The sequence below is a fragment of the Streptomyces laculatispora genome, assembly GCF_017353455.1.
Taxonomy (GTDB): Bacteria; Actinomycetota; Actinomycetes; order Streptomycetales; family Streptomycetaceae; genus Streptomyces; species Streptomyces laculatispora.
This window is the reverse complement of record NZ_JAFMPZ010000210.1, coordinates 1-12,782: the sequence shown is the minus strand read 5'-3', so window position 1 is coordinate 12,782 and position 12,782 is coordinate 1. Positions and strand designations below refer to the sequence as shown.

At 70.8% G+C, this 12,782-nt stretch carries 10 protein-coding genes; 7 read left to right on the top strand and 3 right to left on the bottom strand.

Annotation, left to right across the window (positions count from 1 at the left end; genetic code table 11):
• A partial coding sequence (locus tag J1C73_RS12185; RefSeq protein WP_504743348.1) for a class I SAM-dependent methyltransferase occupies positions 1 to 422 on the top strand: 422 nt, incomplete at its 5' end.
• Positions 423 to 457: 35 nt separating this feature from the next.
• On the opposite strand, the gene J1C73_RS12180 is transcribed toward J1C73_RS12185, so the two are convergent.
• A complete protein-coding gene (locus J1C73_RS12180; protein WP_207316383.1) occupies positions 458 to 997 on the bottom strand; it encodes a pyridoxamine 5'-phosphate oxidase family protein in 540 nt (179 codons plus the stop codon).
• A gap of 303 nt (positions 998 to 1,300) precedes the next feature.
• On the opposite strand from J1C73_RS12180, the gene J1C73_RS12175 reads away from it, so the two are divergent.
• Positions 1,301 to 4,291 carry a bifunctional [glutamine synthetase] adenylyltransferase/[glutamine synthetase]-adenylyl-L-tyrosine phosphorylase gene (locus tag J1C73_RS12175; protein ID WP_207316382.1) on the top strand — a complete coding sequence of 997 codons (2,991 nt, stop codon included), beginning with the start codon at positions 1,301 to 1,303 and terminating at the stop codon, positions 4,289 to 4,291.
• A 132-nt stretch (positions 4,292 to 4,423) separates the two neighbouring features.
• Here the strand turns inward: J1C73_RS12175 and J1C73_RS12170 are convergent, their stop codons facing one another.
• Entirely contained in the window at positions 4,424 to 5,320 is an 897-nt protein-coding gene (locus J1C73_RS12170) for a phosphatase PAP2 family protein (protein ID WP_307797671.1), read from the bottom strand.
• A 135-nt stretch (positions 5,321 to 5,455) separates the two neighbouring features.
• Complete coding sequence (locus J1C73_RS12165) at positions 5,456 to 6,523, bottom strand: LacI family DNA-binding transcriptional regulator (RefSeq protein WP_207316380.1); 1,068 nt, start codon at positions 6,521 to 6,523, stop codon at positions 5,456 to 5,458.
• A gap of 370 nt (positions 6,524 to 6,893) precedes the next feature.
• Between J1C73_RS12165 and J1C73_RS12160 the strand changes: the two genes are divergently transcribed.
• The 5 genes from J1C73_RS12160 to J1C73_RS12140 all read left to right on the top strand — a co-directional run.
• Positions 6,894 to 8,171: an extracellular solute-binding protein gene (locus J1C73_RS12160; RefSeq protein WP_207316379.1), complete on the top strand. Its 1,278-nt coding sequence runs from the start codon at positions 6,894 to 6,896 to the stop codon at positions 8,169 to 8,171.
• 21 nt (positions 8,172 to 8,192) lie between these two features.
• Positions 8,193 to 9,212 (top strand): carbohydrate ABC transporter permease, encoded by a 1,020-nt coding sequence (locus J1C73_RS12155; protein ID WP_207316378.1) that lies wholly within the window; start codon positions 8,193 to 8,195, stop codon positions 9,210 to 9,212.
• On the top strand, positions 9,209 to 10,087 hold the full coding sequence (locus J1C73_RS12150) for a sugar ABC transporter permease (protein WP_207316377.1): 879 nt from the start codon (positions 9,209 to 9,211) through the stop codon (positions 10,085 to 10,087). The genes J1C73_RS12155 and J1C73_RS12150 overlap by 4 nt, the downstream gene beginning before the upstream one ends.
• A 105-nt stretch (positions 10,088 to 10,192) precedes the next feature.
• Positions 10,193 to 11,875 (top strand): glycoside hydrolase family 13 protein, encoded by a 1,683-nt coding sequence (locus tag J1C73_RS12145; RefSeq protein WP_207316376.1) that lies wholly within the window; start codon positions 10,193 to 10,195, stop codon positions 11,873 to 11,875.
• On the top strand, positions 11,860 to 12,782 hold a 923-nt coding region (locus J1C73_RS12140; protein WP_207316375.1), incomplete at its 3' end, for a LacI family DNA-binding transcriptional regulator. The genes J1C73_RS12145 and J1C73_RS12140, both read left to right, overlap by 16 nt.

Sequence of the window (12,782 nt, the reverse complement as noted above, 5' to 3'; positions counted from 1 at the left end):
CAGCTCACCGATGTTGCGCCGTGCGCTGCGCCCGGCGCAACATCGGTGAGCTGGGCCGGGTCTACGAGGGCGACCTCTTCGCACCGCTCCCCGGCTCGCTGCGCGGGCGCGTCGACGTCCTGCTCGCCAACGTGCCGTACGTACCGACCGGCGATGTCGCACTGCTCCCCGCGGAGGCGCGCGTGCATGAGCCGCTGGTGGCGCTCGACGGAGGCGGCGACGGCCTCGACGTGATGCGGCGGGTGGCCGCCGAGGCGCCGCGGTGGCTGGCACCGGGCGGCAGCCTGCTGGTCGAGACGAGCGAACGGCAGGCGGCCCGTGCCGAGGAGACCGTGGGCGGCAGCGGGCTGATTCCGCGGGTGGTCTCCTCCGACGAGCTGTACGCCACTGTCGTGATCGGGACCATGCCCGCCGCCCCCTGATCAGGGAGCGGGCGGGGCCGGCCGGTCCGGGCGGCTCAGGCGAAGCGCCACCGGGTCTGGGTGAACGGGTCGCCCTTGCCGAAGCCGAAGACAGTGCGCGGGGACACCGCGAAGACCTGGGCCCGGTTGCCCTGGGCACCCACGAACACGCCGTCGGCGACATCGAAGTGCCAGACCGATCCGTACTTCGCCTCCCAGGCCTCGGCGAGAGCGGTCAGCCGGGCCTCGTCCGTCACCCGGTCCGCCCGGCCCTCCACCACCACGTCGAAGCCCTCCGCCCAGGTGTTGGTGCCGGTCGTGAGGACCACTTCGGTGCTCGCCGCGAGATTGCGGGCCTTGCGCTCCTCGGCGCCGGTGGAGAAGTGCAGCGCGCCCTGCCACCAGACCCCGATCAGCGGGGTGACGTGCGGGCGGCCGTCCGGGCGCACCGTCGTCAGCCAGTACAGCTCGGCGCCGGACAGCAGTTTCTGCGCGTCGGCCCAGCGGGCGGGCCCTGCGCCGGGACTGCTGTAGCGAGGGTCCAGCTCGGTGTCCGGGCCGGTGCTCTGTTCAATGCGGCGTTCGGGTGCGGACATGGTCGGGGCCTCCCGGCGGGTGCGGAACGAGACGTGCCTGTGAAGTGGAGACTGTGCAGTCGTCCCGAATTCATCGGTGCGGGACCAGGGCCTGTCCGGCGGATCATGGCCGGGGGCGCGGCGTCCGGCACGGCACCACGCCGCATCGCCGAAACGACCGGAAAGCTCCGCTGTCAGGACGCTCCGGCGCCTTGCGACGCATCGCACCGGACGCCGCGCCCTTTCCGACCCCTGATTCGCCGGACAGGCCCTAGGCTCGTAGAGCTGGAACGTGATCGGGCGGCGAGCAGGAGAGAGCACGGAATGACGACGTTGCCGGGGCGCAGAAGCAGTACGTTCACCCGACTGCTGCGGCACGGATTCACCGACCCGTCCGCCGCCGAGCAGCTGCTCGACCTGCCGGACCTGTCCTCCGTACGCTCCGATCCCGTCCTGCTCGAAGCACTCGGGGCCACCGCCGACCCGGATCTGGCGCTGCGCGGCGTCGTACGGCTCGTGGAGGCGGAGGAGGCCGACGAGCGGCAGATCCTGCTGGACACACTCGTCACCGCCAAGCCGCTGCGGGACCGGCTGCTCGGGGTGCTCGGGGCGTCCGAGGCGCTCGGTGACCACCTGGCCCGCCACCCGCGCGACTGGCAGGCCCTCGTCACGTACGAGGCCGCCGATCTGCACCCCGGAGTGCCCGAGTTCGAGCACGAGCTGGCCGCGGCCGACGATCCGGACGCGCTGCGCGTCGCCTACCGCCGGTGCCTGCTGTCGATAGCGGCCCGGGACGTGTGCGGCACGACGGATGTCGCCGAGACCGCCGCCGAGCTGGCCGACCTGGCCACAGCGACGCTGCGGTCCGCGCTCGCCATCGCCCGCACGGCGACGCCCGAGGACGCCGCGCAGTGCCGCCTCGCCGTCATCGCGATGGGCAAGTGCGGCGGCCACGAGCTGAACTACGTCTCCGACGTCGACGTCATCTTCGTGGCGGAACCCGCCGACGGCGCCGAGGAGAGCGCGGCCATCCCCGCCGCCACCCGGCTGGCCGCACACATGATGCGGATCTGCTCCGACACGACCGTCGAGGGCACCATCTGGCCCGTCGACGCCAATCTCCGCCCGGAGGGCCGCAACGGGCCCCTGGTGCGCACGCTGTCCTCGCACCTCGCCTACTACCAGCGCTGGGCCAAGACCTGGGAGTTCCAGGCGCTCCTCAAGGCCCGGCCGGTGGCCGGCGACCCCTCGCTGGGCGCCGATTACGTGGAGGCCGTCTCGCCGCTCGTCTGGCAGGCCGCCGACCGCGAGAACTTCGTCCCCGACGTGCAGAAGATGCGCCGCCGCGTCATCGACACCATCCCCGTCGACCGGGTCGACCGCGAGATCAAGCTCGGCCCCGGCGGACTGCGGGACGTCGAGTTCGCCGTACAGCTGCTCCAGCTGGTGCACGGCCGCAACGACGTCACCCTGCGCAGCGGCTCGACCCTGGACGCCCTCGGCGCGCTCGCCCGGGGCGGCTACGTGGGGCGGGTGGACGCCGCACAGCTGGACGATGCCTACCGCTTCCTGCGCGCCATGGAGCACCGCATCCAGCTCTACCGGCTGCGCCGCACCCATCTGGTCCCGGAGGACGAGCCGGATCTGCGGCGGCTCGGCCGCTCCCTCGGTCTGCGCACCGACCCCATCGCCGAGCTCAACCAGGCCTGGAAGCGGCACGCCTCCGTGGTGCGCCGGCTGCACGAGAAGCTGTTCTACCGGCCGCTGCTCGACGCCGTCGCCCAGCTCGCGCCCGGCGAGTCCCGGCTCAGCGCGAAGGCCGCCGCGCACCGGCTCGAAGCCCTCGGCTACGAGGACCCGGCGGCGGCGCTGCGGCACCTGGAGGCCCTGTCGTCCGGCGTCTCGCGCAAGGCCGCCATCCAGCGCACGCTGCTGCCGGTGCTGCTCGGCTGGTTCGCGGACTCCGCCGACCCGGACGCCGGACTGCTCGGATTCCGCAAGGTGTCCGACGCGCTCGGCAAGACCCCGTGGTACCTGCGGCTGCTGCGGGACGAGGGCGCGGCGGCCGAGAACCTCGCCCGGGTGCTGTCGGCCGGCCGGCTCGCCCCCGATCTGCTGCTGCGCGCCCCCGAGGCGGTGGCGATCCTCGGCGACCCGCAGGGGCTCAAGCCCCGCAGCCGGGACGCCCTGGAGCAGGAGGTGCTGGCCGCGGTGGGGCGGGCCGAGGACGCCGAATCGGCGGTGGCGGTGGTGCGCGGGGTGCGGCGGCGCGAACTGTTCCGGACGACGTCCGCGGACCTCATCGGCTCCTACGGCACCGAGGAGAGCCCCGCCGAACTGGACCCGGGCGCGCTCGTCGACCGGGTCGGCAGCGCGGTCACCGATCTGAACGCCGTCACGATCGCCGGGGCGCTGCGTGCCGTGGTGCGCGCCGAGTGGGGCGACACACTCCCCACGCGGTTCGCCGTGATCGGCATGGGCCGCTTCGGCGGCCAGGAGCTCGGATACGGCTCCGACGCGGACGTCTTGTTCGTCCACGCGCCGCGCGAGGGCGTCGACGAGCAGGAGGCGAGCCGGGCCGCGAACCGGGTGGTGGCCGAGGTGCGCAGGCTGCTCCAACTGCCCACCGCGGACCCGCCGCTGATCATCGACGCCGATCTGCGCCCCGAGGGCAAGAGCGGACCGCTGGTCCGCACGCTGAAGTCGTACGAGGCGTACTACCGGCGCTGGTCGCTGGTCTGGGAGAGCCAGGCGCTGCTGCGCGCCCAGCCGATGGCCGGCGACGCGGATCTGGGCCGCGCGTTCATCGAGCTGATCGATCCGCTGCGCTACCCGGCGGAGGGGCTGGGGGAGGACGCGGTCCGTGAGATCCGGCGGCTGAAGGCCCGGATGGAGTCCGAGCGGCTGCCGCGCGGCGCGGACCCGACGCTCCACACCAAGCTGGGCCGGGGCGGGCTGAGCGACGTCGAGTGGACGGTGCAGCTGATGCAGATGCAGCACGGCTGGGCCGAGCCGGGGCTGCGGACCACCCGGACCCGTGAGGCGCTGGCCGCCGCCTGTGCGGCGGAGCTGATCTCCGGCGAGGACGCGCAGACGCTGGACGAGGCGTGGGTGCTGGCGACCCGGGTCCGCAACGCGGTGATGCTGGTGCGGGGGAGGCCGGCCGACACGTTTCCGTCCGGGCCGCGGGAGCTGACGGCGGTGGGGCGTTACCTGGGGTACGAGCCCGGGCATGTCGGGGACATGCTGGACGACTACCGACGGATTACGCGGCGGGCGCGGGCGGTGGTGGACGAGCGGTTCTACGGGGCGTGAGGGCGCGGTGGGCCGGGTGGGGCGCGGCGCCCTCGTGCGGGTGGCGGCGCGGGTGCGCCGGGGTGCTTCGGGGCTGCCGCCCCGGGCCTCGCTCCCCCTCGCCGGAGAGGCTTGGTTTGCGCGGGCCCGAACTCAGTTCCTGCCCGCCGCTGCCTTCGCCCGGTGGACCGCGAGCGCGGACAGGCGGGGACGGTGGGCCGCTCCGCGGGGAATCCGTTTCGGCAGGTGGTGCGGCAGCGCTCCGTACCAGGCGTACGACACCGCGTAGCCGAAGGACAGGCAGGCCATGCCGCCCAGCGCGTCCAGCCAGAAATGGTTCGCGGTCGACACGATGACGATCAGGGTGGCCGCCGGGTAGAGCAGGCCCAGGACGCGCGCCCAGGGCGCGGAGGCCAGCGCGAAGACGGTCAGGCCGCACCACAGTGACCAGCCGATGTGCATCGACGGCATCGCCGCGTACTGGTTCGACATGTTCTTGAAGTTGCCCGAAGCCATCGAACCCCAGGTCTGGTGGACCATGACCGTGTCTATGAACCGGCCGCCGTTCATCAGCCGGGGCGGGGCCAACGGGTAGAGGTAGTAACCGGCCAGCGCGGCCGCCGTGGTCGCGAACAGGGCCAGGCGGGCTGCCGCGTAGCGACCGGGGTGGCGGCGGAACAGCCATACAAGCACGCCGATGGTGACGATGAAGTGCAGTGTCGCGTAGTAGTAGTTCATCGACACGATCAGCCATGTCACCGAGTTGACCGCGTGGTTGACCGACTGCTCGACGGCGATGCCCAGGAACCGCTCGGCCGACCAGATCCAGTCGGCGTTGGCCAGGGCCGCCGCCTTCTGCTCGGGGACGGCGTTGCGCACCATCGAGTACAGCCAGTAACTGACCGCGATCAGCAGGATTTCGAACCAGAGGCGCGGCCGCCTGGGGGACCGCGGCGAACGCAACCCGGCGAGGCTGTGGTCACGCAGCCTGCGCATCCGGTCCATGCTGTCGGGTTGCTTCGCGTTCGCCTCCGGAGCCGCCTCGTTCACGATGGGTGACGGGGTGGCCTCCGTGGGGCCTTCCTCTGGTTTCACGCTCAATTCACCCATAGGCACAGAGTCTGCCAGATTCGCCCGCTTCGCCTGGTGATCCTCCGGCCGAGAGCGGGCTGCACGTCCTGCGGACTACGGGTGCGCGTGGGATCCTTGGACCGGCGGGGCGGCAGAAGCCGCGTCGGGACCGGGACCCGCGGCCGTCGAGCCGCGCACGACCAGCTCGGGCATGAAGACGAACTCGCTGTGCGGGGCGGGTGTGCCGCCGATCTCCTCGAGGAGCGTGCGTACCGCGGCCTGGCCCATCGCCGTCACCGGCTGCCGGATGGTGGTCAGGGGCGGATCGGTGAACGCTATGAGCGGGGAGTCGTCGTAGCCGACCACCGACAGATCGCGCGGCACGTCCTTGGACAGCCTGCGGGCGGCCCGGATCGCACCGAGCGCCATCATGTCGCTCGCGCACACCACCGCCGTGCAGCCCCGCTCCATCAGCGCGGACGCGGCCGCCTGGCCGCCCTCCAGCGTGTAGAGGGAGTGCTGGATCAGGTCCTCCACCTCGTCCGGGGTGAGGTTCAACTGCTCCTGCATCGTGGCGTGGAAGCCCTCGATCTTGCGGACCACCGGGACGAACCGCTTGGGGCCGACCGCCAGTCCGATCCGGGTGTGGCCCAGCGACACCAGGTGCGTCACCGCCAGCCGCATCGCGGCCCGGTCGTCCGGTGAGATGAACGGCGCCTGCACCTTGGGCGAGAAACCGTTAACCAGTACGAAGGGGACTCCCTGGGCGCGCAGTTGCTCGTAGCGCTGCATATCGGCCGAGGTGTCGGCATGCAGTCCGGAGACGAAGATGATGCCCGAGACGCCGCGGTCGACCAGCATCTCCGTCAGCTCGTCCTCGGTGGAGCCGCCGGGGGTCTGGGTCGCCAGCACCGGGGTGTAGCCCTGCCGGGTCAGCGCCTGCCCGATGACCTGGGCGAGCGCCGGGAAGATGGGGTTCTCCAGCTCGGGCGTGATCAGGCCGACCAGACCCGCGCTGCGCCTGCGCAACCGTACGGGCCGTTCGTAACCCAGGACGTCGAGCGCGGCAAGGACGGATTCGCGGGTGGCAGCGGCAACACCGGGCTTGCCGTTCAGTACACGGCTGACCGTAGCTTCGCTGACCCCCGCCTGAGTTGCGATATCGGCAAGCCGTGCGGTCATGGGACTGGACTGTACCGGGAGTGGGTCGGATTGCCCACCATGCGCAGGAATCGGGCGGCGGTGGGCGCACGGCCGGGCGGCGGGGCGGCCCCGGGGGTCGGTTCAGCAACACCTTGCAAGGTCTTGCGGAGCCGCCCTGCGGGCTGCGGTCAGATCGTCGCACTGCGGAATTGCGGCCCGTGGCCTGCTCCTGTCAGGGTTCGGGGGCCCGCGTCAAGAGGCTTGACGGCAACCGTGAGGACACGCGAATGTAACGATCGCCGAAGCTTGCAGAAATCTTCCGCAAACTCTTTCGGCCTTCTTTCATCCTTGTTACGTTCACGTCGACCCGGCGCCGCGACGGAGCGGTACGGCAGTTGAAGGAGTTCAGATGCGACGTGGCATAACGGCCACCGCCCTGGTCGCGGCCCTGGCGCTCGCGGCGACCGCCTGCGGCAGCGATGACGACGATTCCAACGGCACCTCCAAGAGCTCGGGCGAGCTCTCCGGCACCGTGACGTGGTGGGACACCTCCACCGTGGGCAGCGAGGACAAGGTCTTCAAGAAGATCGCCGAGGGCTTCGAGAAGGAGCACCCGAAGGTCGACGTCAAGTACGTCAACGTCCCCTTCGGCGACGCGCAGAACAAGTTCAAGAACGCCGCGCAGTCCGGCTCCAGCGCCCCCGACGTGATCCGCTCCGAGGTCGCCTGGACGCCCGAGTTCGCCGACCTCGGCTACCTCGCCCCGCTGGACGGCACCCCCGCCCTCCAGAAGGCGGACGACTTCCTGAAGCAGGCCGCCGCGTCCACCAAGTACAAGGACAAGACGTACGCGGTGCCGCAGGTCATCGACTCCATGGGCATCTTCTACAACAAGAAGATCTTCAAGGAGGCCGGCGTCGAGGTCCCCAAGACCGTCGGCGAGCTGAAGACCGTCTCCAAGAAGATCAAGGACAAGACCGGCAAGACCGGTCTCTACCTGCGCGGCGACGACGCGTACTGGTTCCTGTCCTTCCTGTACGGCGAGGGCGGCGACATGGTCAACGCCTCCGACAAGTCCGTCACCATCGACAACCCGGCCGGCGTCAAGGCGATGAAGGTCGTCAAGGACCTCGTCGACTCCGGCGCCGCCAAGACCGACGCGACGGACGGCTGGGAGAACATGCAGTCGTCCTTCAAGGACGGCAAGGTCGCGATGATGATCAACGGCCCCTGGGCCGTCGCCGACACCTACACCGGCAAGGAGTTCAAGGACAAGGCCAACCTGGGCGTCACCCCCGTCCCGGCCGGCTCCGCCGCGCAGGGCGCCCCGCAGGGCGGTCACAACCTCGCCGTCTACGCCGGTTCCAAGAACCTTGACGCCTCCTACGCCTTCGTCGACTACATGACCTCCGTCAAGACCCAGGCCCAGGTCACCAAGGAGCTCAACCTCCTGCCGACCCGCACCTCGGCCTACAGCCAGGAGAGCGTCGTCGACAACGAGATCGTCGGCTTCTTCAAGCCGGTCGTCGAGAGCGCCGTCGAGCGCCCCTGGATCCCCGAGACCGGCAGCCTCTTCGCGCCGCTCGTCACCGAGTACACCAAGGTCCTCACCGGACAGACCTCCCCGGAGAAGGCCGTCAAGACGACCGGCGACTCCTACCGCAAGCTCCTCAAGGGCTGGAAGTAACCCAGGAAGGCAGGCCGGCTGATGGCTGTCCACACCAGCCAGTCGGTGGCGAAGGCCGCGGGCGACGACATCGTCGCCCGCGGCCGGAGCCGCGGTACTGGTAACCCCCCGCCCCCGGGCAGGCTCCGGCAGGCGCTGTCGACCCACTGGTACGCCTGGACCATGGTCGCCCCGGTCGTCATCGTGATCGGCGTGATCATCGGGTATCCGCTGGTCCGCGGCATCTACCTGTCGCTGACCGACGCCAACGAGCGCAACGTCGAGCGGTCCATCGGTGTCAACCACATCCCCGCGACGTACAAGTTCGTGGGTCTGGACAACTACACCGACGTGATCACGGGCAACGAGTTCCTCGGCACGCTCGGTTGGACCCTGGTGTGGACGGTCTCCTGTGTGGCCATCACCTTCGCCCTCGGCATGGGGCTCGCCAACATCCTCAACCGCCGGATCGCCGGTCGTTCCGCGTACCGGATGGCGCTCATCCTGCCCTGGGCCATCCCCGGCTTCGTCTCCGTCTTCGCCTGGCGCTTCCTCTACAACGAGGACCGCGGGCTGCTCAACAAGATCCTCTCGGGGACCGGCTTCGACGGCATCCCGTGGCTCAACGACCCCACCTGGGCCAAGTTCTCCGTCATCGCCGTCAACGTGTGGCTCGGCGTGCCGTTCATGATGGTCGCCCTCCTCGGCGGGCTCCAGTCCATCCCCAGCGAGCACTACGAGGCCGCCGAGATGGACGGCGCCACCGCCTGGCAGCGTTTCCGCCACATCACGCTGCCCGGACTGCGCCCGGTCTCCACGACGGTGATCCTGCTCTCCACCATCTGGACCTTCAACATGTTCCCGGTGATCTTCCTGCTGACCAGCGGCGGACCCGGAGACGCCACCCAGATCCTGGTGACGCAGGCGTACAAGTTCTCGTTCGAGATCAGCCCGCGCGACTTCGCGCTCTCCTCCACGTGGGGTGTGCTGATCCTCGTACTCCTGATGCTCTTCGCCGCTGTGTACCGGCGAGTCCTCCGCACCCAGGGAGATGACTGGTGACCACGGCCCCCGCGCCCTCCGCGCGGCACTCCGCGCCCAAGGTCCGGCTGCGCGGCGAGCGTTCGCCGCTGGCCTCCACCGCACTGCACCTGACGCTCGTCGGCGCGTCCGTGATCGCCGTCTTTCCCGTGCTGTGGGTCCTGCTCACCTCGCTGAAGCCCGCCGAGTTCGCCACCACCACGGACTTCTTCAAAGAGACGACGATCGAGAACTACACGAACCTGCTCCAGAACACGAAGTTCCTGACCTGGTTCGGCAACTCGGTGGTCGTCGCCGGCCTCACCACGCTCGTCGGCGTGATCGTCTCCGCCTCCACCGGCTACGCCGTCAGCCGCTTCCGCTTCCCCGGCAAGCGCGGGCTGATGTGGACGCTGCTGATCACCCAGATGTTCCCGGTCGCCGTCCTCATCGTGCCGATCTACAACATCATGGCGGGCATGGGGCTGCTCAATAAGCCCGCCGGTCTGGTCATCACCTACCTCACCATCTCGGTGCCGTTCTGCGCCTGGATGATGAAGGGCTTCTTCGACACCATCCCGCGCGAGATCGACGAGTCGGGGCAGGTCGACGGCCTCACCCCGTTCGGCACGTTCTGGCGGCTCATCCTGCCGCTGGCCAAGCCCGGTCTCGCCGTCACCGCGTTCTACTCCTTCATCACCGCATGGGGTGAAGTGGCGTACGCCTCCGCCTTCATGGTCGGCGAGGACAACCTCACGCTCGCGGGCGGACTCCAGCTGTTCGTCAACCGGTACGGGGCCCAGTGGGGTCCGATGACCGCCGCGTCCGTGCTCATCGCGATACCCGCGGCCCTGGTCTTCCTGTTCGCGCAGAAGCACCTGGTCACCGGCATGTCCGCCGGAGCCGTCAAGGGCTGACGTCCGCGCAGCACGACCGTACGACCCGCACGCACCAGTCACGGTGGCGCCGGCATCCCGACCCGGTCCCGGCGCCGCTCCCCACCCAGACACCCCAGGGACGACATGACCCAGCACCTCGCTGCCCCCTCCACCGGCACGTCCGCCGACGCCCCGGGCCACCGCACCGGCTGGTGGCAGGACGCGGTGATCTACCAGGTCTATCCGCGCAGCTTCGCCGACGGCAACGGCGACGGCATGGGCGATCTCGCAGGCGTACGCGGCAGGCTCCCGTACCTCAGGGACCTCGGCGTCGACGCGGTGTGGCTCAGCCCCTTCTACGCCTCCCCGCAGGCCGACGCCGGGTATGACGTCGCCGACTACCGGGCCATCGACCCGATGTTCGGCACCCTGCTGGACGCCGACGCCCTGATCCGCGACGCCCACGACCTGGGCCTGCGGATCATCGTCGACCTGGTGCCCAACCACTCCTCCGACCAGCACGAGTGGTTCAAGCGCGCGCTCGCCGAGGGCCCCGGCTCCGCCCTGCGCGACCGCTACCACTTCCGCCCCGGCAAGGGTGCCGGCGGCGAACTCCCGCCCAACGACTGGGAGTCCATCTTCGGCGGACCGGCCTGGACCCGGACCACCGACCCGGACGGCACGCCCGGCGACTGGTACCTCCACCTCTTCGCGCCCGAGCAGCCCGACTTCAACTGGGAACACCCGGCCGTCGCCGACGAGTTCCGCTCGATCCTGCGCTTCTGGCTCGACATGGGCGTCGACGGCTTCCGGGTCGACGTCGCGCACGGCCTCGTCAAGGCCGAGGGCCTGCCCGACCTGGGCTCGCACGACCAGCTGAAGCTGCTCGGAACCAGTGACGGCGTACTGCCGTTCTTCGACCAGGACGGTGTGCACGAGGTCTACCGCAGCTGGCGCACCATCCTCGACGAGTACCCCGGCGACCGGATCGCGGTGGCCGAGGCCTGGACCCCGACCGTCGAGCGCACCGCCAACTACGTGCGCCCCGACGAGATGCACCAGGCCTTCAACTTCCAGTACCTGGCCACCGCCTGGGACGCGAAGGCGCTGCGCGAGGTCATCGACACCTCGCTGAACGCGATGCGCCCGGTCGGCGCCCCCACCACCTGGGTGCTCTCCAACCACGACGTCACCCGGCACGCCACCCGGTTCGCCAACCCGCCCGGCCTCGGCACCCAGATCCGTACCGCGGGCGACCGCGAGCTGGGCCTGCGGCGGGCCCGTGCGGCCACGCTGCTGATGCTGGCGCTGCCCGGCTCCGCCTACGTCTACCAGGGCGAGGAGCTCGGCCTGCCCGACGTCACCGACCTGCCCGACGAGGCCCGCCAGGACCCGTCGTTCTTCCGGGCCGAGGGCCAGGACGGCTTCCGCGATGGCTGCCGGGTGCCGATCCCGTGGACCCGTGAGGGAAGTTCGTACGGCTTCGGCGAGGGCGGCAGCTGGCTGCCGCAGCCCGTCGGCTGGGGCGGGCTCAGCGTCGAGGCCCAGACCGGCGCGGCCGGCTCCACCCTGGAGCTGTACCGGGCCGCGATCGCCGCCCGCCGGGTGCACCCCGGACTCGGCGCGGGCACCGCGGTGGAGTGGCTGGACGCCCCCGAGGGACTGCTGATCCTCGCCCGTCCCGGCTTCGTCTGCACCGTCAACACGACGGACTCCGCCGTCCGTATCCCCGTACGCGGCACCATCCTGCTGTCCAGCGCCCCGGTCACCACCGACGGCGCCGAGATCGAGATCCCGGCCGACACCACGGTGTGGTGGACGGTGTGACCGTCCCCCCGCCCAGGGCCGGCAGCTCGCTGAGGCTCTCCGACATCGCCGGACAGGCCTCGGTCAGCGAGGCAACCGTCAGCCGGGTGCTCAACGGCAAGCCGGGCGTCGCGGACACCACGCGTCAGCGGGTGCTCGCGGCGCTCGACATCCTGGGCTACGAGCGCCCGGTACGGCTGCGGCAGCGCAGCGCCGGACTGATCGGACTGGTGACGCCCGAACTCACCAACCCGATCTTCCCGGCGTTCGCGCAGTCCGTCGAACAGGTCCTGGCGGGCCACGGCTACACACCGGTGCTCTGCACCCAGCTGCCCGGCGGCGCCACCGAGGACGAACTCGTCGAGCAGCTCGTCGAGCGCGGCGTCGGCGGCATCGTCTTCCTCTCCGGGCTGCACGCCGACACCTCGGCCGACCCGGCGCGCTACGCCGCGCTGACCGACCGCGGCGTGCCGTTCGTCCTGATCAACGGCTACAACGAGCGGATCAGCGCCCCGTTCGTCTCGCCCGACGACACCGCCGCCGTGCGGATGGCCGTGGGGCACCTCGCCGAACTGGGCCACCGCCGGGTCGGCCTGGCGATCGGCCCGCAGCGCTACGTGCCCTCTCGCCGCAAGCGGGACGGCTTCGTGGACGCCGCGGTGTCGCTGCTCGGCATGGACCGCGCCGAGGCCGAACTCCTGGTGTGCTCCACCCTGTTCAGCGTCGAGGGCGGCCAAGTGGCGGCCGGCGCACTGCTCGACCGCGGATGCACGGGGATCGTCTGCGGCAGCGACCTGATGGCGCTGGGCGTGGTGCGGGCCGCCCGGGACCGCGGACTGGTGGTACCGCGCGACGTGTCCGTCGTCGGATTCGACGACTCGCAGCTGATCGCGTTCACCGACCCACCGCTGACCACGGTGCGCCAGCC